A 24492-nucleotide genomic window follows, 5' to 3' on the forward strand; every position below is an offset into this window, starting at 1 on the left:
ACTCCAAACGTTGATTGCGACATGTTGATTGACACATGTCAGCGTGCAGGAATGGATCTGACCTGTCAAGATGAACATGTCAGCCATCGAGAGTCGACCGGGCGGAGGTGCGACGGTGTCGCTGCGTCACGCGTTGCTCGGGCTGCTCGCCGAACACCCGGCCAGCGGATGGGACCTGAGCCGGCGCTTCGACGATGTGCTCGGATCCGTCTGGCCCGCCGGGCACCCGCAGATCTACGGCGAACTACGCAAGCTGCGCGACGACGGGCTCATCGCCGTCGATGACGAAGGGCCGCGCCGCCGCACCGCCTACCGCGTCACCGACGCCGGGCTCGCCGAGGTCCGCCGCTGGCTCACCGAGACCACCGTCGATCACACCTTGCGCCTGGAGCCGCTGTTGCGCTCGGTGTTCTTCTGGCTCATGACCCCCGGACAACTCGCCGCGCACCTCGACCGCGAAGCCAGCTACTACCACCGACTCGCCGCGACCTACCGCGACCTCGCGGCCGCCAAAGACCGCGGCGAGTACGGCGACAGCCCCCAAGCCCGGTCGCTGCGCATCGCCGCAGAAGCGGCCGCCCGGCTCAACGACACCCTCGGCGACTGGGCGGACTGGGTGAAGACGCACGAATCGGAGCAGACATCACGCCCGAGAACCCGACCGGCCAAGAAAGCCGCTCACCACGTCGACGACCGAGCTGACGATCCGCGCTGACAGCGATCCAGGCGCCCAGCACCCCCGGCCGGACCTGACCAGGAGCCACCACGGCCACTGAGCACGCCGATCAGTCCGCGCCAGGGTCAGCCCGCTCGAAAGTGAGTTGGCACGAAGCGGAATGTCTGCGTAGCGCCGCAGGCCGACCGGATGCTCACCAGGTGACCGGTAAAGCGCTGGAGGCCCGGCATTCGCGGCCTCCAGCGTCAGCCTGCTCAGCAGTCGTAGTAGAGCTCGAACTTCCCGGCGGTGATTGGCAGAGATCGGCAAGCGTTGGAGGCCCCAGTTTCTGAGGCCTCCAACGTTGGTCCGAGGTGGGCGCGTATGGCAGTTCGCGGTTCTCCTGCGTACCCGTTGCGTACCGGCCAAGATCGACTGCGAGCACCGGTTACGCGTAACGCGTAGTGTCTCGCTCAACGTTCCGGTGCGCGCCAGCGAAATCGGGCGGGTCTTGCGGGATTCTCTGCGCCCGCTGCGCGGGAGCACGTCGTCGGGTGTCGGGGCGGCTCTGTCGTGATCCCGGTGACCGTTCCCTTCGGGAATCGCGCAGTGGAGCAAACGGACCTGAGTGGTCACGGCCGGCCTGCGGATGGACTGCCCGGCAGCTGGGAACCTACTGCGTCGAGCATGGCGTGTGCTTCGTGCTCAAGGTCGGGGGATGAGGGCGAGTGTGGCGGCCTGTTCGAAGCGGGCGTCAATGCGATGCCAGGCTTCGGCCGCGGCGGCGAGTGTGTCGAGGTCTCGATTCAGGCGGCCGCTCGCGCGGAGGAGGCAGGCGGCGGCCCAGTCGTTTTCGGCCGCGGCAGGCATGGCGGCGGAGAGCCGTTCGGCAGCGTCGGGGGTATGGCTGACAACGGCGAGTTCGGCACCGGGGGCGCGGGCGAATGTCTCGTCCCGCGGTGTCGAAGGTCTCGAAGGCGGCGGCGATCTGCGCGGCGGCTTGACCGACTTGGTTGGTGTGGACGGCGATCCGGGCGACGATCGCTTCGAACGGTTTGCGGTACCGGGCGTAGGCGTTGGCTCGGGGCCCGCGATCGTGCGTGCTCGGTCGCGCCAGCGTTCGTAGTGACCGTCCCCGAGTAGTCCATGGGCGAGAGCGGCGGACACTACGCGGGATATCCAGGAGACGATCGGTGATCCGGCCGCCCGCCATTCCTGCCACAGCAGGTCGGCCTGCAGGCTTCCTCGAATCGGCCGCTGAGTGCGAGGGTGGGTTTCCCCCGAAATCGTGAAGGACTTCGTTATGCCGCTGCCGGTTGGTCAGCGGTGATCTTCTCGAACTCGGCTGGGGCTAGCAACGCGGCGCTGCTGTGCCGTCGTCGGGTGTTGTAGAACTTGTGGCACCAGGCGAGCACGACGGCGCGGGCCTGGGCCTTCGTCTCGAAGGTGTGCCGGGACAGGACCTCGTGTTCCAGGGTGGAGAAGAACGACTCGGCGGCGGCGTTGTCGAAGCACGAACCGACCCGGCCCATCGACTGCCGGATCCCGAGTTTGTCCTTGCACAGCTTGGTGAATTCGCCCGCGGTGTAGGTCGATCCTCGGTCGGCGCTAAGCCGAATTCGGCTTAGCAGCGATTATGCCGAGGTCTGCGTTATGCCGAAGGTCGGCGGGATCCCCTTTGCTGGCAGGGCTGCGTGACTGATTCCTCGGCTTAACGATCCGGCGGTTAGCGGAGGCTGTAGAGGGCCTGCAGTCGCTCCTTCGTGAGTCGGCGCGCCTGGGGTGTCGTGACGGCTGGGGTGGCGGCATCGACGGCTTTGCGCATCATGTCGACGGTGGCGAAGGCGTAGAACGCCGAGGTGGTCGACATGTTCTCGTGGCCGAGGAGTCGCATGATGATCGGCAGCGCGATGCCCTGCTGGTAGAGGTCCATCGCTTTGGTCTTGCGCAGCATGTGGCAGTGGATGTCTTCGGGAATCGAGGGACATCTTCGGCGTGCGGTTGTGGCGGCGCGTTTGAGCACTGCGGCGACGGTGTCGGTCGACAGCGCGGTCGGTGCCCCGTTGTGCAAGCTGTAGAACACCGGGCGGGTCGTTTCGGTTCGGGCGATGCCGGGGTGGAACTCGGCGAGGTAGACGTCCAGGTGTTCGATCGTCTTCGCGGTGAGCGGGACGACGCGGGTCTTGTCACCTTTGCCGGTGAGGACCACATGGCCGGGCCGGTGCAGGTGCAGGTCGGCCAGCGTCATGGCGGTGAGCTCACCGACGCGGGCGGCGGTGTCGTAGAGCAGGATCAGCAGCATCCGGTTCCGCCGCGATTTCGGGGTGCGGCCGGTGAATGCGGCGAGCACCGCGCTCGTCTCGGGTTCGGTGAGGTACTCGATCGGTTCCCTCGCCGCGGTGGGTGCGCGCAGCGTCTTGGCTTGCTGGCTGACCGTGACGAGGGTGAGGTCTTCGGCCGCGCAGTAGGCCAGGAACGCTTTGACGGCGGTGAGCCGCAGGCCGATCGTCCGTGGCGCGTAGTGCTGCTGCCCGCCCATCCAGGCGAGCCATCCTTTCAAGTGCTGCCGGTCGAGATGGTCGAAGCTGACGTGTGCGCGGGCGACGTGGTGCTGTTCGGCGAGGTAGCGCAGGAGGCATTCCAGGCTGATCCGGTAGGCCTCGACCGTGTTCGCCGAGCGGTGCGCCATCGTCGGCAGGTAGACGTGCAGGTAGTCGCGGGCGTAGCGGTAGAAGTCCGGTTCGCGGGTCGCTCGGTCATGCTTGGTCATCGAATCCGACCTCCGGCAGCAGCGACTGGCCTGCGGTGGTGAGTCCGTCGTAGGCGTGCAGGAACTCCGGCGAGGTGTGGATGTAGTAGAACGTCGACTCGATGCTGGCGTGGCCCATGTAGCGGGCCAGGTAGGGAAGCATCGCCATGACGTCCTTGCCCTGCGCCATCCAGCGATCGACGTTGGCGTAGGCGAAGTGATGCCGGAAGGCGTAGGGCGTGGGCTGCACCCCGCCGCTCGGCCGTGAAAGAGCGGCCTGGTGCCAGATACGCCGGAAGATCTCATCGATGGTCGCGCCTGTGACCTCGTTGCCGGTCCTCGAGATGAAGAAGGTGGCCCGTGACGGTCCGAAATGCGCACGCGTGATGCGGTCGCACTTGGCCAGAACCCTCGTGACGTCGGCAGTGAGCGGGAGCCTTCGCGACCGGTTGCCCTTGGAGTCGACCACGTCGAGGGTCCTGTCGCGCAGGTGCACGTGCTCGGGGCGTAGCCGCCGGGTCTCCCCGGTCCGCAGCCCGCAACAGTGCATCAACGTGAAGAACGCGACCGACTGCCACCGCCACGGCGACGCCGCCCGCACCGCCGCCGCAGTAGCGAAGAACGCCTCGATCTCCGCCTCGCCGAGCAAGTAGGGGTGCGTGGGCAGGCGTTGAGCCTTCCACCGGTCCGACAAGACGTAGGCGTCACACTGCCCGTGGGCCTGCAGCCAGCGGCCGACATCGCGGATGTAGGACATCCAGGACCGGTAGGGGCCCGTGCGGGCCAGACGCTCGCTGACCCATCCCTCGACCGTGTCGCGGTCGAACACCGTCCGGTCGTGAGAGGTGCAGTAGGCGTCGAACTGCCTCAGGTACCAGACCCTGGAGGCGCCGTAGAACCCCATCTGCTCCTTGAACGCGAGGTAGGCGGCAAGGTGCGGTGCGAACGCGCTGGTGAAGTCATGGCCGTTCGCGGCCAGCGCCTTCGTGCTCATGGCCGCGCGCCGGCGGGGACGTCGAGGACGCAGTCGAGCAGGCGCACGACATCGACGCTCAGATACAGGTCAGTCGATTTCGGCCGCGCGTGGCCGAGCACGGCCGCGATGGTCGGCAACGGCACCGACGCCCTCAGCAGCCGTGTCGCGGCGTTGTGCCGCAACAGACGCGTGCTGCCCAGCACGTCCGCGACGCCGGCCCGACGGAACACCGTGGTGATCACCCGGTGGACCGTGGCGTGGTCGGCCAGCCGCGTGTGCGGGGCCACCGAACGCACGAACAGATGCTCGTCCGGCGAGTCTGGCCGCTGGTCAAGGACGTACTCGGCAAGCCGGTCGACTACCAGATCGGTCAGCGGCACTGTCAGCGGGTTGTGGGTCTTCTGCTGCACGAGGCTCGCGGTCCGTGCCCGCCAGTCGATGTCGTCACGAAGCAGACTGATGATGTCGCATGCGCGCAGCCCCGTCGTGACCGCAAGCAGCGTGATGGCAGCATCCCGTGCCGGTATAGCCGGCGTTGCGCATGCCTGCACGATCAGGCGCTGCGCCTCGTCCGGCAGCGCCGGCACGATCCGGTGAGAGCGCTTGAGGCCAGCCAACCCGAGCGCGTCGACCAGGTCGCTGCGGCCGGTGAACTTCAAGAACGGGCGGAAGTTCGACACGACCCAGAACAGCGACGACGTCTTCCACGTAGCCGTCAACGAGTTCAGGTAGCTCAGCACGCTCGCCCCGTCGGCGTCACGGAGACGGCGGATCCCGCCTGCCTCCAGGAACACCAGGTAATCGCGAGCGACCCGGCCGTAGGCATCCCGGGTCGCGGACGCGAGAGCCCGGTCAGCCATGTCGGCCTCCCACGCGCCAACAAGCCGGACGAACTCCCGCGAGACAGGACGGGGCCCGCCCCCGCCACGGGTGCAGCAAGCCAACTCGACCCGGCCCGTGGTGACGTAGGAGTTGAACACGCGGACCAGCCGTCCGTAGTCGAACCGGCGCTGCACGCTGAACCTGCCCGTCCGCGGGCTGATCGTCATCGCCGCGAACTCCGCACCCAGCGCCGGTGTGTACTTGCCGCCCCGCCCGTCGGCGAGTTGCGTCAACGCCCTGATCGACTTCTCGTAGTTGCCGATCGTTGACTCCATATAGCCGGCCGCGCGCAGCTCCGCGACAACAACCGACCCGATCCCCGTGACCGTCATGTCCATGGCCGTCTCCTCCTCCGCATCGCGAATGGACACGGCGGACGCTGCCACCGAACAGGCCCAAACGTTAGCCCGAGGAATCAGTCACGCAGCCCTGCCAGCAAAGGGGATCCCGCCGATCCTCGGCATAACGCAGACCTCGGCATAATCGGTGTGGAAGATGACGCTCTCGATGTTCTCGCGGCCGCCCCGGGTGGCGGCGGCGATCTTGATCGCGTCCATCGCCAGCCACCGGTCCGGGTGCTCGGACATCGGGCAGGCCAGCAGTCGACGCGAGTACAGGTCGATCACCGTGGCCATGAACAGCTTGCCCTCGCCGGTCGGGATCTCGGTCATATCCCCGCACCACTTCACGTTCGGTGCCGGCGCGGAGAAGTCCCGCCGCAGCAGGTCAGCGAACTTCGGCGCTGCCTTGTCCTGCCTGGTCAGGCCCTTGCGCCGCTTGGGTTTGCGGCCGAACAGGCCCTGCCGGCGCATCGACTCGGCGACGGTGTTCTCGCCGACCTGCCAGCCGGCCTCGACCAGGTCCCGATGGATCCGCGGCGAGCCGTAGGTCCGTCCCGAGTTCTCGAACTGCTCAGCGACGGCAGCATCGAGCTCACGCCGCCGCGTGAGCTGCGCGGTGACCGGGGCCTTGACCCACTTGTAGAACCACGAGACGGACAGCCCGAAAATCGCGCAGCAGACCGCGACGGGAACGCGGTAGTTCGTCCTCTGGTCGGCGATGAAGCGTGCCACGCTCACTTCGTCGCCTCCTTCACCCACAGGACCACGGAGCGCTTGAGGACATCGCGCTCCATCCGCAGCTCGGCGTTCTCCGCACGCAGCCGCTTCAACTCATCAAGATCATCACGGGACAGGCCGTCTCGGCCCTCACGTGCTACGCGGTCACGAGCGACCCAGTTGCCCAGCGTGCCCTCGTTGACCCCCAGGTCACGAGCGATCTGCGCGATCGGCTTGCCGGTCTCGTGCACCAGCCGCACCGCGCCCTCGCGGAACTCCGCATCGAACTTCCTGCGCTTCTCTGGCATGACTACTCCTCATAGTGCATGCCTCCACGGTTTCGGGGGATTTCCAAGGGGGACGAGTACGCGGCTTGGCGATGTAGGAGCGCTGACCTACTGGATCCTGTTCGTGTGCTTGACGGGCGAGGTCGAGCGCCGCGTTCAGGTCGCCGGTGAACACGGCGTACGTGGATGCGGTGTAGAACGCGTCCGTGATCTCGACTGCGGCCTGGGTTGGTCGGGCGGCAACGTCGCGGCGAGGTCGGGGCGGCGGGTGGCGATCTGGCGGGCGCGCAGCCGGCCCGCGTTGGCGGCCACCCGAGTTGGGTCAATCGGCTTAGTGCCTTGAATCGGGTGTCGTCAGCTCGGTGAGGGTCTTGGCCAGTTCGGGTCTGATCTCGGGCGCGAAGGTTTGGGTGACGCCGTTGATCTCGATGTCGGCTGATCGCAGTGGCTTGAGGGTAAGCAGCACGCGTCGTAGCGATAGGCCGGTGCGGTTCTGCACGGTCCGGGAGACCGCGAGCGCGGTGAACACGATGGTCAGGTGCGCCTCGATGGCGTCGCGGGTGCGGGCGAACAGCGGCCGGGCGGCTAGGTCGGACCATCCGGAACGACTGCTCGACGCGCCACAGGTCGTGGTAGCTGGCGATCACCTCGCCGGCGGGCATGACGTCGGGTTCGATGTTGGTGACGTAGCCCTTGAGCCCAGCCAGGCGGCGGGCGCGCGCGAGCGCACGTTCATCGAGGGCGAGGTCGTCGTTTGCTGTCTTGACGAACCGGGGCTTGCGGGCCGTCTTCTCGCCCTCGACCACGGCGCGGGCACGGTTCTCTTGCGCGGTGAGGGTCTTGTTGTCCCGGACGGATCGCTTGGTGGAGTAGGCCCAGATCGCCCGCCACGAGCCTGAATGCTCGGTCGGGTTCCATACCGGTTCGGCCCGCTTGAGCACGTCGTTGTCGTCGTTGCGGCCGATCTTCGGGGTGATGGTGTCGATCACCTGACCGTCGGTGAACAGTTCGCCGTGCCAGCGGAGGTGAGACTCCAGGTCGATCGGCGCCTTCGTCTGTCGGGAGTCGACGATGAACTTGTAACCGGCCTCATCCAGGGCGGTGAGGTTCTTCGCGGACAGCATCCCGGCATCGGCGACCACCACCATGTGCTCGATCTGATGCCGCCCCGGATTCAAGGAGTCGTCGCAACACCCGAGTTGATTGGTGTTGTGACGGATGAGATCGAGTCGAGCACGCCGGTCGAAGCTGGGGTCGCTGGGTCCGCCGACGGTTCGGCAGGACGTGCGGCGGCGGTTCTGGAAGCTGATTGCCGAGGGTTGGCAGAATTCGGCGGCCGCGGCTGGAGTGGGCGTGTCGGAACCGACGGGCTGGAAGTGGTTCACCGAGGCTGGCGGCATGTGTCCGATCGATCTTGCCGAGCCGTCTGGTCGGTATCTGTCGTTCGCCGAGCGAGAAGAGATCGCGATGCTGTTCGCGCAGAAGCTGGGAGTGCGTGAGATCGCACGGCAGGTCGGCCGGAGTCCCTCGACGATCTCGCGGGAGTTGCAGCGCAACGCGGCCACCCGGGGCAACCGGTTTGACTACCGAGCCTCAACGGCGCAGTGGCATGCCGAGCGGCGCGCGCGCCGGCCGAAGCTAAGCAAGCTGGCCACCAACGACCGGTTGCGTGAGCACGTGCAGGCCAAGCTGAGCTGCCGCGAGCACTGGAGCCCGGAACAGATCGCTCGTCGGCTGGAGCTCGACTTCCCCGACGATAGCTCTATGCGGGTTTCCCACGAGGCGATCTACCAGGCGTTGTATGTGCAGGGCCGCGGCGCGTTACGCCGCGAGTTGACCGCGTGCCTGCGCACCGGGCGGGCGGTCCGTAAGCCCCAGCGGCGACCCGGGGTGCGCGGCAAACGGGCCATCCCGCCCGAGATCATGATCAGTGAACGGCCGGCCGAAGTCGAAGACCGCGCCGTGCCCGGCAACTGGGAAGGCGTTCTGATCATCGGCTCAGCGAGCTCGGCGATCGGCACGCTGGTCGAACGCAAGACCAGGTTCACCATGCTGGTGCACCTGCCGCGGCTGCCCGGACTCGCCCAAGGCGAGCGGGGCTGGAGCGGGCGGGGCGCCGAAACCGTGCGCGACGCGCTAGCCGCCACCATCGCCACGCTGCCTCGCGAACTGCGCCGCACGCTGACCTGGGACCAGGGCTCGGAGATGTATCAACACGCACAGCTGAAGATCGCCGCCGGCATCGAGATCCACTTCTGCGACCCACACAGTCCGTGGCAGCGCGGCGCGAACGAGAACAACGGCCTGCTGCGCCAGTACTTCCGAAAGGCACCAACCTGACAGCGCACACCGCTGACGATCTCGCCGAGGTCGCCGCCGCGCTCAACCGCCGACCCCGCAAGACACTCGGCTGGAAGACCCCCGCCGAAGTCTTCAACGAAGAACTACTATCGCTAGCGAACTGACCCGTGTTGCGACGACCACTTGAATCCGCCCGCGCCTGGAACTGTCTTATGATCGGCACGATGGTCAGCTGCTCGGCCTTGTTCCCTTCGAAACACCCGATCTCCAAAGGGAAACCGGCTCGGTCGACCAGCAGCCCGACCACGATCTGCGTGTCGACACGGCGTTCCTTGGAGAAGCCGACCTTACGCAGCTCGTCCTCGTTGTCGGCCTCGAAGTACAGCGTCGTCACGTCATATAACACAAGGCTGATGTCGCCGTGCGTGGCCGCGTGGGTGAAGCACAAGGCCGCGAGCTGGTCGCGATACTGCCCGTCGACGCACCGTCGCAGGGTGCGCTTGCGAGTGGACAGGCTCACCGAGACCCGGCCCATCTCGGCCAGCACCCGATCGACGTCGGACAGGCTGGTCGGCTCCACCACGCGGGCGATCACCAGGTCGCGGAACACCGGATCGCCGAGCGCGTCGAACCCGAGACTGGAGTAGACGCCGGCGAGCGCGTCGAACAACACCTGCGAATTGGTCCTGACGACCCGCGCCCGCGCCACCCGGTGCACCGGCGGCGAGTCCGGCGCGAACAGCGCGGCAGAGGCTGGCTGGCCGACCAGCGTGGCCCGGCTGACCGCAGGGGTGAGTCCGAGATCCAGAACGCCCTGACCGTCATCTTCGAGCAGTCGGTGCGCCTGCTCGATCAGCAGCCCCAGCTCGGCCTCGTCGCGGGCCGACCCGACATGACGCACGATCCGCCGACTGACTCGGCGATCTGCACCGCGGTCGCTCCCGAGGCCGTCGGCACCCGCCGAACCCACGCCACCAGCCGAGCCTACGGGCACGAATTAGTGCCTAGAACACGCACTACGAACAATCAAAATCCCCAGAAACACTGGGTTTCATACGCGAACCGGCTCTCACGTGACCCAACAGCGCGGCATCCATCGCCGGGCCGACCAGGGTGGGGGTGAGTCAGCCTTGCGGACGCGTTGTTTCCAAGGCCGAGCGCTCGCGAGCACCGCGAGCAGCGCAGGGTCGGGGATGTCGCAAAGCGTTCGGCTTCCGCGAGCATCGCGTCGGTCTGCCGGGCCGGGACCTAGTCGCTGAATCCGGCCGGGAGGCGGTCGGCGGCAAGCCCGGCGTGTCCGAGCGCGGTGGATGCCACGGCCGTACGCGCGAGTTCGGCCGCGCGCTCGCGCCGCCTTCGACGGCCGCGGCGGGGCTGGCCGTGTCACGGAGGTCAGCGACAGTGTCGTAGACACCCGCGGGGCGCGGCATGCGGCGGCAACGCTCGGCTACTGCTTGAGCGATTCGGTTTGCTCGCATTGAAGCCCAACGACCGCACTACCGGCAAAGGAAACGACGGCAAGCAAGCCGTACACCAGTGCCGCGTGTCGCGACGCTGCGTAGCTGGCTGCACAGATCTTCGGCCGGTCTGGGCTGTAGAGACCCTGCGGATCCACTCGGCTGAGTGTCGAACCGCACATCTCCGAGTTCTTTCCAATCAGCAGGTAGGCAGCAGCGATGCTTGCAAGTGCAACGGACAGCAGGCAGATTCCAGCGGCAATCGCGCTGGCAGCTGCTTGTCTGCGGCGAACCTCGTGTCTCTTTCGTCGAACGACGAGCGCAAGCCCAAGTAGGGCGATCGCCAGTATCGCGACGACGATGATCCAGTGCCAGCGTCGCGTCGTAACGACCGAACACCCATCACCAGCTGGTGGGTTCACTGCGGTTTGGCAATAAGTATCGGGCAGTTCCCACAGCGGCGTGAATATCAGGAGACATTCCAGAGCTGCGCAAAACACCACTACAGTGAGCAGCAGCGAGTAAACGATATGAGCCCAGCCCACTGGGCCGCGCAGGGCAAGACGATATCGATTTCTACTCGGCGCTCGCGCCACTCGCACAGCCTTTCGCTCAGGCCTTGAGTATCTCCGACGAGGTGCGATCGCTCATCGAAGAACCGTCGGGCAGATACATCGTATAGCAGTCGCCAGCTCCGTAGCCGCAGTCGATATACTTTCCGGCGCCGTATAGGCCATTGTTGTAGTTTGAATCAATGTAGTGGTAGAAGTGGTTGCAGCCACTGGAACTTAGAGCCGATGATACTTTGTCGTTCCAGCCAGGAGGCATGGTTGGCACGTAAAAGGCATAGGTGGACGAGCATCCTTGAGTTGCGTACCAGTAGTAGTAGTTTCCGCCGTAGTGCGTATCCCAATAGTCTGCACCCAGAAGGTATTGCGAGTCTGCTGACAGCCGCCCATTCGCAGCGATGGTGGCCGCAAATTCCTCCCTGACCTTGTCGTCCGACATCGACAAATAGTTTGTGTTTCCAGTCGCAGTTGCAAGCGCTTCCCCTTGCGTCGCGAAGCACTGGGCTATCGTTCGCGCCGCCTTGTCGTTGGGTATCAGCTCTTGTGCGCAGTAGGACCCCGTCAGGGCCCGTGTCGACAATTCCTGACTCGACAGTGCGACGGCGGGAAATGCGCGAACTGCGGGCGCAAGTGTCACCGCGAGAGCAGCAGTAACCAGAAACCCAATCAATGACCGTCGCATGATCATGCTCCTAACGTCTTCTTATGGACTGGATTGGTGGCACCTATTACGCCGTACTCCAGTGACCAATAAACATCCAACGACAAATGCGACAGCTAGTGTCGCCAATAGGATGTATTCTGTCGCCCAGCTACGGGCAGCGGCGACATCAAAGCGCACGAGTTTACCGTCGCGTGTCCGGTGTCCGTCGGTCAGCAGCTTAACGAGCATTCGCTGAGTTCCCTTAGCTGTCGTGCGGATTTCGAATTCGCCGGATCGCGAGCCAATCACTGCGGCGACCGGGATCAGGGGAGGGCCCGCAAGCGATAGCCCGGAATCCACGATTTCGATCGATAGCTTGATATTCGTTGCGGGCTTCGTGTCTGCGTTCTTCACAGTGTACCGAATTCTCACCAACTGTCCGACGCTGGGCGGACTGAGCGGAGGCGCAACTTCCAGGCTAAGGTCGTCGGGGCCGTCTGAGTTCCATATGAGGCCGCTGCCTGCCGAGAAGATCTCGACGCTGTCTAAACTGGACGAAATTGATTGCGACAGTGATTCTAAGTCGAACGATATAGTGCTTGGCCCGGGCCGGATTCCGGCTACTTGCACATAGTTGCTAAATGTAAAGTCGACCGCATGCGTCGCGGACTCATGATCCACTTGTCCATTAATGTCAACCGTATTCCATGCCATGCCGCCGTTTGGCCCTTGGTCCAGATCGAACATGACCGAGGCAGAAGCAGCTCCATTCACTTTGGCGGTGAGGTATGAAATCCCTCGGGCGTGCGGAAGGAACGAAACCCGTGCGTGGAGGAAGATCTGCCACCAGCGCGTCGGGCCTTGCTCAGCCCCCCGCGGCAGGGTGATTGCCACTGCCTGCTGTGGCGTCGAGCTCGTAATCTTGATGTCCTGGTAGCCGAGCCTCGCTAGGGACCACTGACCTGGCGTAAGGATGGCGTGATTCGACTGCGGTTCGGCCGCTGCCGGGGGTATGAGGACCAGTGTCATGAGACCCGCGGCGGCAGAAGCCAGCACGCGCCTTGCGCGCCCGAGAGTCACGGGATGACGCAGCGATGCAGGTTCCCGTCGTTCTGCCAGATATGGCTCCCGCCATCGTCGTACCGTATAGGCTCTGAGTTTCCGATGCCGACGGCGTTGGCCGCACAGGAGTATCCCTTGCCCACGAAAAAGGTACGGATATCGTTCGATACGCTCTCGCTGTACCCGTAATAGGTGCCGCATCCCGAAGATTCGTAGTAGTCGTAGTGGGTAGTTCCAACTACGTAGTAGCCATCGGTCGGGTTATATAACCGATCGTCGCCGTCTGCGTAAAGACGGATGTGTTTGTCGATGGTGTTGCATCCGTTTGGCGTCTTTCGACCCCCATCGGAATCCCATGCGTAGCCGGATCCATCATTGAGGTACATACGCATCGTGCTTCCGGTGTCTGGATACGTGCTACCCAGGACACCTTTCACCTTGTTGATGGTGGCATTGCTCTTGAAGAACATCGTTGTCGTCCAGTCGACGTTCGTCCGCTTGTTTGGATCAGAGGTATCGGTGTGGTCGTATGAACCGATGACGTCGCCTCCGGCGAAGCTGACGTATAGATTATTACCGGCACGGGCGGTCGCCGCGTTCGACGGCGCGGCGGCGGTCATCGCGAGTGCGCCGGTTACCGCCACAACGGCGAGCAGTGAGATTGTCCGACGCGTCGAGGACGTACGCATAGTGAGGCCCTTCGGCTAACTGTTCGCCGGCACGCCGGCTCCTGGGAGTAACGCGATGACGTCGCCGGTCGTTAGATTGACGAGGACGCCTATCGAACTCACTTCTTGTCCCGTGTCGCTGCTGAGTTCGGTGGCTTCGTCAATAGGCAGTTGCGTGCCGCCTTCTGGAACGAACTTAAGAACTGGGACGCCCGCCGGGAACACAACACTGTGGGAGAGATCAACTATCACGCCCGCGCCCACAAAGTCCTTTGGCCCATCTACGCCGGTCATGGGCCCGGTCTGCGTCGAGTCGACCGCTACGGACGCGCTACCAGCGACCCTCGTAACCAGTGGCGAGTTCAGTGCGATCTGCTCGGCGGCGGCGGCCTGTTCGGGTGTGAGCCCGCTTGGCGGTCCCGAGGGCGCGGGACTCGGCGGCGTCGTTGTGCCAATAGACTCGACGGTCGGCTGCTGTGCTCCATCGACTGAGCCGGAAAGCGCGGACGTCGTAGATAACACTGCAACCGCAGCTATAACCGATGCAACGATGAGACCGATGCCCGTCCGTCTGCGGAGCCTGTCGCCGCCTGCTGACGCGTATAGACGCTTCATGTAACACCCCATAGCTCATTGAGGTTATGTATGCAACAGGTATGCCCGAGATAGGAACTGGGTGAGAAGTAGATCATTTGATTGCTGTGAAGTCAACAGTCTGGTACACGGATCTGCACTCGTAGAACGAGTGCGGTCACGGTAGGACCGGATCAAGTCTCCAAAGCAGCCCAGGACGCCGGTGCGAACACATGCCGTGATCGGCTAAGGAGCGAGCAGTGCTGTCCCCGGCGCAAAAAAGTGGCGTCCCATCGTCGGTGCCGCTAGCGGAAGGCTGCGAGCTTGCACGGCGATTCAATGTCCACGGTCCCGCGAACGACGCCGAATGCTTCGACGTCCAGGGAATTGACCCCTCCACGCTGGGCAGCCGCGCTGCCCAAGCTGCCGTCATGCAATGCGAGGCGAGTGCGACCTCAGCCCTGGAGGCGATGATCGAGGCGTATGAGGGAGGATCGGGCTCTCCCTCCGCGCGTAACTCGGCTGAATTGCATGCCCTGCAGGCAAGGCGGCTCGGATCACAACGGGCGAATGAGATCACCGCGATCTGGTGTCGCTAGCCACCGTCATGGGACCGGCTTGAGTCGAGTTGTCGCGCACGCACCGGGATCGGGCGATGGTGTTGGCGATGGTGCTGGGCGCGCTGCACCGCTGCGAGGTCTTGGGCTTGCGACCGGCTGATCTGAGGATCGGCGAACGACGCGTGTTCATCGGCGAAGGCAAGGGCGGACAAGATGTCGGCGCGGGCCGGCGCGACGACGTTGACCAGCAACACACGGGCGATCGCGGCGGAGTTGGCAGGCTGCGTCTTCGTCTGAGTCCGTGTTGATGTGCGTGACGCTGACGTCGCGGGCGTGCTGAGCGAGACACGGCGGTTACTGCGTTGTAGCGCGCGGTAGACAGTAGAGCGGGCGACACCGAACAGGTCCCCGACCTCGCCGGTCGTCTACTCACCCGACCCGATCAGTTCACCAAGTGCGCTTCCTGTCTCGGGCTGGGCTTGGGCTGCGTGCCGCGCAGGTGGCCTTTGGCCCTCGCGACCTTCATAGCCTCCCTCGTGCGCATCCTGATCAAGTCAGACTCGAACTCGGCGACCATCGCCAGCGCGTTGAACAACAGTCGGCCCACGGGGTCAGTTGGGTCGTAGACCGAACCGCCCAGGCTGAGCTTCACCTTGCGGCGGGTGAGGTCTTCAGCGATCGCCCGCGCGTCGGGCATCGACCGGGCAAGCCGGTCGAGCTTGGTGAAGACGAGCGTGTCGCCGGCCCGGCACGCGGCCAGGGCCTCGCGCAAGCCGGGCCGTTCCCGGTTGGTGCCGGTCAAGCCGTGGTCGACATAGGTGCGCGACGGTTCCACACCCAACTGGGCCAGGCCATCACGTTGCGCGGTGAGGTCCTGTTCCTTGGTCGACACTCTGGCGTAGCCGACGAGCAATCCGCCCATGGCTGCCTCCTTCAGACGACCGCGCCAGCGCGCACCGCGTCGGCTCCGGCGACGGCATTTGCCGCTCCCACCAGTGGACCGCTCGTGCGCATCAACGATGGGCGCTTCAGCGTCGCGGTCAGGCACGCTGCCGAACGGCTCAGCCGCAGTGGACGGCGTGCCAGGCGTTGATCTGTCCGAGTTGCACGTCGACATCGTCGGCCGCGTTCAGATCCTCCCGGCCGGCCAGATTCGCGTCCAGGCCTCGCGCCAAGCCCCGCAGGTAGCTCCTGGGCGGATCGGGTGCCTCCTTCGCCAGCGTGTTCGCCGAGGAGACGGCCGCTCGCATGCTTGCGGTCTCCTCGGCGGTGTACGGATCGCTGCTCCCGCCCTGGACCACCTTGAGGATGTTGCCCGCGTACAGGCCGGACAACGCGCCGCCGAGGTCGGAGCAGAACGTCTGCCGGCTCGCCGTGCCGCCGGAACCGCCACCACCCGCCGCGACGGCGATCACCACCACCACGACACCGGCGGTGACCAGGGCGCCCAGGGCCCACCAGAGCCGGCGCGGACGTCGCGGACCGGCGCTCGGACCGGGCGGACCCGATGGCTCGTTCGAGGCGCGAAGCGCAGCCGGGTCCACCCACTGCGTGCCGTTCCAGACCTGCTGGGCCGTCCACGCCGACCCGGTCCAGAACCGCTGTACCCGCGGATCGGCCGGATCCGCGTACCACCCTGTCGGAGCGCTCATCGTGACCGTCCCCCGAACTGCGGCCAGCTTGGACCGCGCCATTCGAGCAGCACCGGATCCGCGCGCGCAATAGTCGTGGCGTGCATTCGCCGCTAAGTGCGCGCAGACCGCGGATCCCTGCCAACGACCGCCAGCAGGCGGTCCTGCGGGTCGGCCGACCTGAGCTCGATCCGGGACGGCGTTCGACGACGCGATCGCGACGGTGACGCGCTGGCTGTCCTTCCTCGCAGCTGAGGCGCGCGCCGCCCGCCCGGACCTGTCGAAGGTTGCTGCGCGTGATCTGGCCACGGTGCTCAACGGGATCGCGATGTCCGTCAACCAGGAGATCCAACTGCTTGCCGATCCTTCGGCCGGTCGGCGTGCGCGCCGCCTGATGCGCGCCGCCGTCGACACGTTCGCGTCGCGACCGCGGGAGAGCTGACGCCGATCATGCGGTCACTCTTCCCCGAGCGGACGGGTCCACCGAATCGGCTCTGTCCGCGGTGCGGGACTTCGCGGTGTTCCTGACCATCCAGCGCGGCAAGCAGGACTGGGCGTTGGTCGAGTCGGCGATGTCGAACCGTTCCTCGCCGCGCACCCCAGGATGCGTGGACGGCACCTCAGCGTGCTCGGTCAGGTTCTTCCGCTTCAGCCGGCGGTGCCGGGTTGCAGGCCGTGTGTCTCGCTCGCCCGCGTGGTGGGGCCGGTGGGCCCAGGTTGCTGGTGGGCCAGGATCGAGGCGAGATCGCGGTCGGCGAAGCGGCCGGCCAGCGCAGCGGTGCCCAGCGCCTGATCAACTGCGGCGGACCCGTGCAGCTTGGCGAAGGTGACGGCCTCGGCCATCTTCGACCGGACCCTGCTCGCGCCGGTGGCGGCGGCCTCGATCAACCATGCCCCGTCGCCGATGGCCAGAAACGCTTCCTCGGCCGGGTTCGCGGCCCGCGGTGTCCGGTCACCGGGCACCGCCCGGCGCCCGGGGTGATCGGGCGGGTAGCGCGCGTCGATGACGCTCGGCCGCCCGCGCGAGTGCCGGGCGATCTCGCGAGCTCCGGCCGGCTCGTTGATGGTGACCACGAGTTCATCGCCGGCCCACCGGACCCAGACCCACTCATCGACATGCTGGTGCGGCACCGAGTAATGCGCGCCGTCGACGCTGATCGTGGCGTCCCACCCGACCCGGCGGGTCTGCCCGAACGCGACCGTCACCGGCTGGACCGGCAGCGAACGCGCATGACCCCTGCCCTCCCGCCATCCCAAACCTTCACCCGGACCTGCATGGCGCATTCCGTTCACCTATTCGGCATTTCCAACGCGTATTCACTATTATCAAGCCTTTCGCAAGAACGGCACGCATGCTACCAATAATGGTAGGAAGGTCACCCCTTCCGGGGTGACATGAAATGCATTGTTGGTTGTTATTGAATGGTGTTGGTTAATGCACGGCGGGATGAAGACGTACCGGGGTTCACCGGCTGCTGCACGCAACTATGTGGAGGCCGGTCGGGGCCGCGCGGACGACTACTACCTGACCGAGGGCGCCGGGATCGCGGAGCGTTTTGCGGTCTCCCCAGATACCGGGGTGCGCCGGTTGGAGCCGTTGACCGGTGCGGCATACGAGAGCTGGGTGGCCGGGGTGGATCCGGACACTGGCGTACCGAAGGGCCGGCTGCGCCATGACGAGAAGGCGGTTCGGTTCGTCGAGGTCGTCGTGAACGGACCCAAGTCCTGGTCCCTGGCCGCAGAATTACATCCCGATATCTCGGAGGCCTATGACGCGGCGCAAGAGCGCGCCGCGACGCAGATTATCGCGTGGTTGGCGCAGCACGCGACCACCCGGGTGGGTCCACGGGGCGCGCAGGTGCAGGTGCCGGTGCAGCAGCTGGAGGCGGTGACGGTGCGGCACCACACGTCCCGGGCCGGGGATCCGCATCGGCATCTGCATCTGCAGATCAACGCCCGGGTGTTCGCCGCGGGACGCTGGCGCGGTCTGCACACGGTCGGGGTGCGTGACTCGTTGGATGCGATCAACGGTATCGGGCACGCCGCGGTCATGACCGATCCGCAATTTCGCCAGGCGCTCGCCCGCAACGGTCTGACCGTCAATCCCGACTCGGGCGAGGTCACCGAGCTGGCCGAATTCGTCGGTCCGTTCAGTGCCCGGGCGGCACAGATCGGCCGCAACATCGAGCGCTACGAAGCCGACTGGCGCGCCGCACACCCCGGACACGAACCCGGCCCCGCGCTGCGCCGCGGCTGGGATACGCGGGCCTGGGCAGAGGACCGTCCGGACAAGATCGTGCCGCGCGACGGGGCCGAGTTGACGGGGCGGTGGGTCGAGGAACTGCGTGCGCTCGGGTATCGGGACAGCCACGTGAGGGGGCGTGTGGATGCGGCTGCGGTCGGTGAGCTGGACCGCGACCGCGCAGTCAGCGAGGTGTTGGCACGGCTCGCGGCGCGCCGCTCGGGATGGAACGCCGCCGACATCCGCGGCGAGGTCGAGCAGCTGCTCGCGCGCCGCAACATCGTCACCGAACCCGGCGTGCGCAGCGAGTTGGCCGAGGATCTGACCGCCCGGGCGCTGGCCGAGTGCGTGCCGCTGCTCGACCGCCTTGAGGTTCCCGAGCACATCCGGGCACTCAGCTCCCGGCAGGTGCTCGAGGTCGAAGCCGACCTCACCGCTCGCCTTGCCGCACGCGCCAACACCACGCAGACCACTGTGCGGGAGGGCCGCGAAGACGCTCTTGAGGACGGTTTCGAGGGCCTTGACGGGGCACAGCGTGAGGTCGTCGCCGCGCTCAGCGGTGACCGCCGGCTGGTGGTCGTGGAGGGCGCCGCCGGAGCCGGGAAGACCACCACCCTGGCCGCCGCCCGCACCGCCATCGACGCGCAGGGCGCCCGGCTGATGGTGGTGACCCCGACGTTGAAAGCCGCCAACGTCGCCGCCCGGCAGGTCGGCTCGCGGGCGTCGTCGGCGGCGTGGCTGGCCTATCAGCATGGTTTCCGGTGGGACGAGCACGGTAACTGGACCCGCCTCGCCGTCGGCGAGATTGACCCGCACACCGGTCTCGCCCACGCTGGCCCGCGCCTGGACGCGAGGCTGCGTGCGGGCGATCTGCTGCTGGTGGACGAGGCCGGCATGCTCGATCAGGACACCGCCCGCGCGCTGCTGATCATCGCCGACGAGCACCAGGCGCGGCTCACCTTCCTGGGTGACCGGCACCAACTGCCGGCAGTCGGACGCGGTGGTGTGCTCGATCTCGCGGCCCGCTGGAGCGACCCCGCCGGCTGCCTCACGCTGGACACGGTGCACCGGTTCACCTGCACCGGTCCGGACGGCGCCCGGGTGAGCGTTCCGGACGAGCAGTACGCGCAGCTGAGTCTGGCGATGCGCACCGGCGAGGACCCGGGCGCGGTGTTCGACGCACTGCTGGCCCGCGATCAGATCCGGGTCCATGCCGGCGACCCGGATCGCGTCGCTGCGCTCGCCGACACCGCCGTCCAAGCCCTCGATGCCGGGTCGCCGGCAGCTGTCGTGGCCGACACCCGCGAACAGGTCACCGGGCTGAATGCGGCGATCCGTGAACGCCTGATCGCCCTCGGGCTCGTCGACGACCGGCGCACGGTTACGACTCGGGCGGGGGAGCGGATCGGGGTCGGGGACCTCATCGCGACCCGCCGCAACAACACCGAGCTGGGTGTCGCGAACCGCGACACCTGGACCCTCACCCAGCTCGCAGCGGACGGGCAGGTCACCGTTACCGGACAGCACGGCGACCGGACGCTGCCTGCGTCTTATGTGCGTGAGCATGTCGAGCTCGCCTACGCCAGCACGGTGCACGGCGCGCAGGGCGAGACCATCGACAGCGCGCACCTGCTGCTCGGTGAGCACACCAGCGCCGCGTCGGCCTACGTCGCGATGACCCGCGGCCGGCACACCAACACCGCCCACCTCGTCGCCGACAGCACCCAGGACGCGCGGGAGCAGTGGCTCGCGGCCTTCGGCCGCGACCGCGCCGACCTCGGTCCGGCCCACGCCGCACAGCTCGCCGCGCAGCAAGCGAGCCGGTACGCGACCGGCCGCCCTGTCGAACAAGTGCTGGTCGAGCTACGGAAGGAATGGGACACCGAGGCCCGCTGCCGTGAACGGCTCGACCGGGCCGTGCCGATCCGCGACCAGCTGAGCGAGATCGTGGTACTGCGCCGCGACCACAGCAGCCAACTCGCACCACTCGCGGCGCAGTACGAGGAGGCCAAACACGCCGCCGCCGACGCGGCCGCCCGCGCAGCGCACGCCGCGGCCGCCATCGCGGCCCAGGCCGATCACCTGCGCGGACGCCTTCAGGCCCAATGGGACGCCCAACGCGATGCGGCCCGCAGCCAGGCGCGGATCGTCTTGGCCGGTCCCGGCCGCCTTGGACTGCGGCTGGTCGCGGTGAACCGGGCCACCGAGCAGCTGGCCCGCTGGTCCCTGAGCTGGCAACCGATCCTGCCCGACATGCCCACCAGCACCCGCCAGATCGCCTACTACGCCAACCGCTACGACAACCCGGCCAGCCTGCACGCCGCCTTCGAGCGGTACGCCCACGAACAAGCCGAACAGGCCCACCCCGACGACGGGCAGCTGCTCGCCGCCGTCGAGGCGACCATTCGCGAGCGCGAGCACGCCTGGCGCCAGCTCCACGACACCCGCCGCGCGCACGCCGCGCAGCTCGGCCGGTACGGACGGCTGGCCCACACCGAGAACCCGGGCGAGCGGATCGAGCAACTCGACCACGACATCAATCACGACCGCTCCCACCTGGCTACCGCTCGGGCGCGCATCGCCCAGCTCACCGCCGAGCCCGCGATCCACAGCCGGCCACCGGAGTTCCTCACCACCGAACACCAGAGCTGGAAGACCGACCGCGACAGCGAACGCGAAGCCGCGCAACTCATCCGCGCGGCCCGCGCCGCCGCCGAATCCGAAGCAGCCGCCCGCGAGCGGATCCGCTACACCGCCAACCAGGACCGGTACCAGAGCCCAGCGCCGCACCACGGGCCCAGCATCGGCCGCTGACCCTCACACGCAGCCGCTGACACTGCCGTCGGCCGCGCCGTGCAGCAATCGGCGTACCGATTGCACCGATCGCGCGCCCCACCTGACCAGCGACGACAACCAGCCACCGCAGCGACCCACGTCCTTTCCCCGACGCCAAACCCTTGTCAGTAGCAACAGCACCCCAGCACCAACAGGTAACGATTTCACGATCGGAGAATTCGCAGCTGCCGCATCCAAGCGTGCTGGAGGCACGTGACCCGCATACAGCGATCGACCACTACCCCGACGCGTCAACGTCGACGACGGCGCGCACTCGATGACACTCGATGATCACGATCCGCTAACAGTGGGGCGCCGGGTGGCGCCAATCGGCCCGATTTTGCACCTGTCCCTAGTGATAGCCCCACCGCTGATGAACCACCCACCACGAGGAGGAACCGATGAACCCGCAATCGCACGACGAGCGTCCCCACGACCCGCGCGGACAGAACGACCAACTGCTCACCATCACCGAAGCCGCCGAACTGCTGCGCGCACCCGTCGCGACCCTGCGCTACTGGCGCCACCTCGGCACCGGACCACGAAGCTTCCGAGTCGGCCGCGGCGTGCGCTACTGGCGCCACGACATCCTCGACTGGCTGCACCACCAAAGCGACGACGGACCCCACGCCGCCTGACGTAGACGCGACCCGCCGCCATGGCAATTAGCCAAATATGTGCGATACCGTGCTGTTCTTGTACGGTAATGCACATGACGGCGTATGACGACGTACTCGAGGTTGCGGTCGACAACCATGGCTACGTGACCACGCGCGATGCCGTCACCGCGGGTATCGATCCGGTCGTGCTGCGCAAACTGGCCGCAGCTGGCCGCCTGGAACGTACCGCGCAGGGCGTTTACCGGGTCCCGATCCTCGCCGGCGGCGCGCACTCCGCGTACGCGGAGGCCGTTGCCTGGACACGGGGGCGCGGAGTCATCTCGCACGAGTCGGCACTCGATCTGGTCGATCTGTGCGATGTGAACCCGCCACTGATCCACCTGACCGTGCCGAGCAACTACGCCCCACGTCGCCGAGGCGGCGATCAGTATCGCGTATGGCGGCGCACCCTGGACCCGGCGTCGATCATCATCTATGACGGGCTGCCGGTGGTGCGCCCGGCCGACTCGATCCGGGAATGTCTTGCCTACGGCACCGACGCGCAGTTGCTGCGACAAGCATCCGAGGCCGCGGTGCGCGAGGGATTCCTGACGCGAGGCGAGCGGGCGTCACTCGACGCAGAGATCGACTCGCGACGACAGGCAGGAGGTCGGCGACGATGACCGAGTCAACGCCGGGAACGCCGATCGAGCCGCCTTCGAGCCTGACCTCGCTGCGCGCTCGGCTGCGCAACCACGCCCGAGGGTTGCATCAGCTCGAGACGCGCGTGCAGCGTCGATTGGCTGCGGCGAGGATGCACGCCTGAGACGACGAGGTTCGAGGAGTATGCCCGGGCGAGCTCGCCTGGGTTGCTCCGGATGGGATCGAACGATCGCCGGCTCGCGCCACCGGTTGAGGCGCTGGTTGACCAATTGATCTTTCTCGGAGTAAACCGTGTGTTACCTCCATCCTGACGGTTGCAGAGCAGCCCCATCTGGAGCGGGTTGTCTCCGTTACGCGCGGCCAGCCTGTCGTGCCTGTCGTGTACGCATCGGCGTCGTCACCAGAGGGGGATGCGGTCATGGACGAAGGTCCCGAGGCACGCTCTTTATACGAAGCGCGGCGTGGTTCTATGCAGCATTGCAGAGCCTGTCAAGTCTTCTGTGTAAGTGGTCAAGATCGTTGGGTTAGAGGCCGGCGGGGAGCCGGCCGGGGTAGGCCAGGTCGAGGGCGTTGATGGCGGCGCGCCAGCCGGTGGTGGTGGCGCCTTCGATCAGGCGGGGCGGGGCGGTGCGCTTGTTCGCCGGCTTGCCTTTGTCCTTCTCTCGCAGAGCGGCGCGCTTGTCTTCGATGTCGAGGATGGCCAGCCAGATGAGCTTGATGATGGCGTCGTCATTGGGGAACTGGCCACGGTTCTTGATGATCTTGCGGAGCTGGTAGTTCAACGACTCGATCGAGTTGGTGGTGTAGATGACCTTGCGAACCTCCAGTGGGAAGGCCAGGAACGGCACGAACCGGTCCCAGGCTCGTTCCCACGCTGCGACGGTGGCGCCGTACTTCTTGCCGAGTTCGGAGTCGGCGAACGTGGTGAGCTCGTCGAAGGCGGCGTCGGCGTTGACCGCGGTGTAGATCGGCTTGAGCGCCGCAGCGACGGCCTTGCGGTCGTTGTAGGACACGTAACGCAGCGAGGCGCGAATCAGGTGGACCACGCAGGTCTGCACCACTGTCTGCGGCCAGGTCGACTCGACCGCCTCTGGCAGCCCGACCAGGCCGTCGCAGCAGGCGATCAGCACGTCGCGCACTCCGCGGTTGCGCAGCTCGCCGAGCACCTGGTTCCAGAACCGAGCGCCTTCTTGCTGCTGAACCCACAAGCCCAGCACGTGCTTCACGCCGTCGGTATCGACGCCGATCACCACGTGACAGGCCTTGTTGCGCACTACGTTCTGGTCGCGGACCTTCACCACCAGGGCGTCGATGAAGATCACCGGATAGACCGCGTCCAGGGGACGGGTCTGCCAGGCCTTGACCTCTTCGAGGACCTCGTCGGTGATCTTGGAGATCGTGTCATGGGACAGCTCGGTGCCATAGACCCGCTGCAGGTGGTGGCCGATGTCGCGCACCGTCATCCCACCGGCATAGAGGCTGATGATCATGTCCGACAGGCCGCCGAGGCGGCGGGTCCCCTTCGGTACCAGCCGGGGCGTGAAGCTGCCGACCCGATCCCGCGGCGTGTCCAGATCGACCGGCCCGACCTCGGTCAACAACGTCTTCGGCGTCGACCCGTTACGGGAGTTGCCAGACCCGGCCCCGGCCGGGTCACCACGCTCGTAGCCCAAGTGATCGGTGAGCTCGGCCTCGAGTCCACGCTCGAGCACCGCCTTGATCATCTCCGGCAGGAACCCGCCGTCGCCGGTCAACGCGACACCGTCGTCACCGACCTTCGACATCAGATCGTCCAGCCAGCCCTGCCCGGCCATCTCGGCCACCAGCTTGCGCGCCGCCACCCGCGCCGGTGGCACCGGCTCGTCCTTGCGGCTGCGCTTGGCCATGTCCTCCAGTGTCGCCGACACCAGCTGATCGGCCACCGCCGACGGCACCTCGTTCACCGCAGCGGCCCGGCCGCCCGGCATCATCGTGATCGTCATGATCGTGTTCTCCGATCTGTGCGACAGCTCCCGCAGGAGCCTCCCGCACGGGGTTAGCTCAACCCCTCACACAGACCATCTGACACGCCCGCATTGCATG

Annotated in this window: 18 protein-coding genes and 5 pseudogenes; 7 read left to right on the top strand and 16 right to left on the bottom strand. The window is 66.5% G+C overall.

The features are described 5' to 3' along the window. Positions 1-115 precede the first annotated feature (115 nt). A complete protein-coding gene (locus M6B22_RS18840) occupies positions 116-715 on the top strand; it encodes a PadR family transcriptional regulator (RefSeq protein ID WP_269443114.1) in 600 nt (199 codons plus the stop codon). A 1241-nt stretch (positions 716-1956) separates the two neighbouring features. Here M6B22_RS18840 and M6B22_RS18845 read toward each other — a convergent pair. The 7 genes and pseudogenes from M6B22_RS18845 to M6B22_RS18875 form a co-directional block, all read right to left on the bottom strand. Next, complete coding sequence (locus M6B22_RS18845) at positions 1957-2187, bottom strand: integrase core domain-containing protein (RefSeq protein ID WP_331459746.1); 231 nt, start codon at positions 2185-2187, stop codon at positions 1957-1959. A gap of 194 nt (positions 2188-2381) precedes the next feature. Next, on the bottom strand, positions 2382-3425 hold the full coding sequence (locus M6B22_RS18850; RefSeq protein WP_269442920.1) for a tyrosine-type recombinase/integrase: 1044 nt from the start codon (positions 3423-3425) through the stop codon (positions 2382-2384). Next, complete coding sequence (locus tag M6B22_RS18855; RefSeq protein WP_269442921.1) at positions 3412-4398, bottom strand: tyrosine-type recombinase/integrase; 987 nt, start codon at positions 4396-4398, stop codon at positions 3412-3414. The genes M6B22_RS18850 and M6B22_RS18855 overlap by 14 nt, the downstream gene beginning before the upstream one ends. Beyond that, complete coding sequence (locus tag M6B22_RS18860) at positions 4395-5600, bottom strand: tyrosine-type recombinase/integrase (RefSeq protein WP_269442922.1); 1206 nt, start codon at positions 5598-5600, stop codon at positions 4395-4397. The genes M6B22_RS18855 and M6B22_RS18860 overlap by 4 nt, the downstream gene beginning before the upstream one ends. A gap of 81 nt (positions 5601-5681) precedes the next feature. Then, positions 5682-6341, bottom strand: a complete 660-nt coding sequence (locus M6B22_RS18865) for a DDE-type integrase/transposase/recombinase (RefSeq protein WP_269443115.1) — start codon at positions 6339-6341, stop codon at positions 5682-5684. After that, a complete protein-coding gene (locus M6B22_RS18870; protein ID WP_269443116.1) occupies positions 6338-6628 on the bottom strand; it encodes a transposase in 291 nt (96 codons plus the stop codon). Before M6B22_RS18870 ends, M6B22_RS18865 begins: the two co-directional genes overlap by 4 nt. 310 nt (positions 6629-6938) lie before the next feature. Next, a pseudogene (locus M6B22_RS18875) lies at positions 6939-7755 on the bottom strand (IS1634 family transposase); the annotation flags it as partial. Positions 7756-7825: 70 nt separating this feature from the next. Here M6B22_RS18875 and M6B22_RS18880 point away from each other — a divergent pair. Next, positions 7826-9095: pseudogene (locus M6B22_RS18880) on the top strand (IS30 family transposase). Between the two features lie 6 nt (positions 9096-9101). Here the strand turns inward: M6B22_RS18880 and M6B22_RS22285 are convergent. From M6B22_RS22285 to M6B22_RS18900, 5 genes and pseudogenes are all read right to left on the bottom strand, one after another. Next, positions 9102-9883 (bottom strand): annotated as a pseudogene (locus M6B22_RS22285) (IS1634 family transposase); the annotation flags it as partial. A gap of 472 nt (positions 9884-10355) precedes the next feature. Next, positions 10356-10961: a hypothetical protein gene (locus M6B22_RS18885; RefSeq protein ID WP_269443117.1), complete on the bottom strand. Its 606-nt coding sequence runs from the start codon at positions 10959-10961 to the stop codon at positions 10356-10358. Positions 10962-10977: 16 nt separating this feature from the next. Then, a complete protein-coding gene (locus tag M6B22_RS18890) occupies positions 10978-11622 on the bottom strand; it encodes a hypothetical protein (RefSeq protein WP_269443118.1) in 645 nt (214 codons plus the stop codon). Positions 11623-12653: 1031 nt separating this feature from the next. After that, positions 12654-13328, bottom strand: coding sequence for a hypothetical protein (locus M6B22_RS18895; protein WP_269443119.1), 675 nt, complete (start codon positions 13326-13328; stop codon positions 12654-12656). Between the two features lie 15 nt (positions 13329-13343). Then, positions 13344-13922, bottom strand: coding sequence for a hypothetical protein (locus tag M6B22_RS18900; RefSeq protein ID WP_269443120.1), 579 nt, complete (start codon positions 13920-13922; stop codon positions 13344-13346). 592 nt (positions 13923-14514) lie between these two features. Between M6B22_RS18900 and M6B22_RS22290 the strand changes: the two are divergent. Continuing rightward, a pseudogene (locus tag M6B22_RS22290) lies at positions 14515-14649 on the top strand (tyrosine-type recombinase/integrase); the annotation flags it as partial. Between the two features lie 141 nt (positions 14650-14790). On the opposite strand, the pseudogene M6B22_RS18910 reads toward M6B22_RS22290, so the two are convergent. Together M6B22_RS18910 and M6B22_RS18915 are read right to left on the bottom strand one after the other, a co-directional pair. After that, a pseudogene (locus M6B22_RS18910) lies at positions 14791-15362 on the bottom strand (recombinase family protein); the annotation flags it as partial. Between the two features lie 139 nt (positions 15363-15501). Beyond that, entirely contained in the window at positions 15502-16092 is a 591-nt protein-coding gene (locus tag M6B22_RS18915) for a DUF2510 domain-containing protein (RefSeq protein ID WP_269443123.1), read from the bottom strand. 202 nt (positions 16093-16294) lie between these two features. Between M6B22_RS18915 and M6B22_RS18920 the strand changes: the two genes are divergently transcribed. Continuing rightward, positions 16295-16513, top strand: coding sequence for a hypothetical protein (locus M6B22_RS18920; protein ID WP_269443124.1), 219 nt, complete (start codon positions 16295-16297; stop codon positions 16511-16513). Between the two features lie 206 nt (positions 16514-16719). Here M6B22_RS18920 and M6B22_RS18925 read toward each other — a convergent pair whose 3' ends face one another. Continuing rightward, entirely contained in the window at positions 16720-17277 is a 558-nt protein-coding gene (locus M6B22_RS18925; RefSeq protein ID WP_269443125.1) for a Mu transposase domain-containing protein, read from the bottom strand. A gap of 202 nt (positions 17278-17479) precedes the next feature. On the opposite strand from M6B22_RS18925, the gene mobF reads away from it, so the two are divergent. The 3 genes from mobF to M6B22_RS18940 all read left to right on the top strand — a co-directional run bounded on the left by mobF (position 17480) and on the right by M6B22_RS18940 (position 22430). Continuing rightward, complete coding sequence (gene mobF / locus M6B22_RS18930) at positions 17480-21127, top strand: MobF family relaxase (protein WP_269443126.1); 3648 nt, start codon at positions 17480-17482, stop codon at positions 21125-21127. Positions 21128-21549: 422 nt separating this feature from the next. Then, positions 21550-21786, top strand: a complete 237-nt coding sequence (locus M6B22_RS18935) for a helix-turn-helix transcriptional regulator (protein WP_269443127.1) — start codon at positions 21550-21552, stop codon at positions 21784-21786. A gap of 68 nt (positions 21787-21854) precedes the next feature. Continuing rightward, positions 21855-22430, top strand: a complete 576-nt coding sequence (locus M6B22_RS18940; protein WP_269443128.1) for a type IV toxin-antitoxin system AbiEi family antitoxin domain-containing protein — start codon at positions 21855-21857, stop codon at positions 22428-22430. Positions 22431-22934: 504 nt separating this feature from the next. Here M6B22_RS18940 and M6B22_RS18945 read toward each other — a convergent pair. Then, positions 22935-24296: an IS256 family transposase gene (locus M6B22_RS18945; protein WP_407935646.1), complete on the bottom strand. Its 1362-nt coding sequence runs from the start codon at positions 24294-24296 to the stop codon at positions 22935-22937. Positions 24297-24492 lie beyond the last annotated feature (196 nt).

Source organism: Jatrophihabitans cynanchi (assembly GCF_027247405.1).
Taxonomy (GTDB): Bacteria; Actinomycetota; Actinomycetes; order Mycobacteriales; family Jatrophihabitantaceae; genus Jatrophihabitans_B; species Jatrophihabitans_B cynanchi.

Excerpts from the sequence above, each read along its gene's own strand:
- M6B22_RS18945 (WP_407935646.1), bottom strand. The coding sequence starts at position 24,296 with ATGGCCAAGCGCAGCCGCAAGGACGAGCCGGTGCCACCGGCGCGGGTG.
- M6B22_RS18935 (WP_269443127.1), top strand. The coding sequence starts at position 21,550 with ATGAACCCGCAATCGCACGACGAGCGTCCCCACGACCCGCGCGGACAG.
- M6B22_RS18845 (WP_331459746.1), bottom strand. The coding sequence starts at position 2,187 with ATGGGCCGGGTCGGTTCGTGCTTCGACAACGCCGCCGCCGAGTCGTTC.
- M6B22_RS18915 (WP_269443123.1), bottom strand. The coding sequence starts at position 16,092 with ATGAGCGCTCCGACAGGGTGGTACGCGGATCCGGCCGATCCGCGGGTA.
- M6B22_RS18940 (WP_269443128.1), top strand. The coding sequence starts at position 21,855 with ATGCACATGACGGCGTATGACGACGTACTCGAGGTTGCGGTCGACAAC.
- M6B22_RS18850 (WP_269442920.1), bottom strand. The coding sequence starts at position 3,425 with ATGACCAAGCATGACCGAGCGACCCGCGAACCGGACTTCTACCGCTAC.
- M6B22_RS18890 (WP_269443118.1), bottom strand. The coding sequence starts at position 11,622 with ATGATCATGCGACGGTCATTGATTGGGTTTCTGGTTACTGCTGCTCTC.
- M6B22_RS18855 (WP_269442921.1), bottom strand. The coding sequence starts at position 4,398 with ATGAGCACGAAGGCGCTGGCCGCGAACGGCCATGACTTCACCAGCGCG.
- M6B22_RS18860 (WP_269442922.1), bottom strand. The coding sequence starts at position 5,600 with ATGGACATGACGGTCACGGGGATCGGGTCGGTTGTTGTCGCGGAGCTG.
- M6B22_RS18895 (WP_269443119.1), bottom strand. The coding sequence starts at position 13,328 with ATGCGTACGTCCTCGACGCGTCGGACAATCTCACTGCTCGCCGTTGTG.
- M6B22_RS18870 (WP_269443116.1), bottom strand. The coding sequence starts at position 6,628 with ATGCCAGAGAAGCGCAGGAAGTTCGATGCGGAGTTCCGCGAGGGCGCG.
- M6B22_RS18900 (WP_269443120.1), bottom strand. The coding sequence starts at position 13,922 with ATGAAGCGTCTATACGCGTCAGCAGGCGGCGACAGGCTCCGCAGACGG.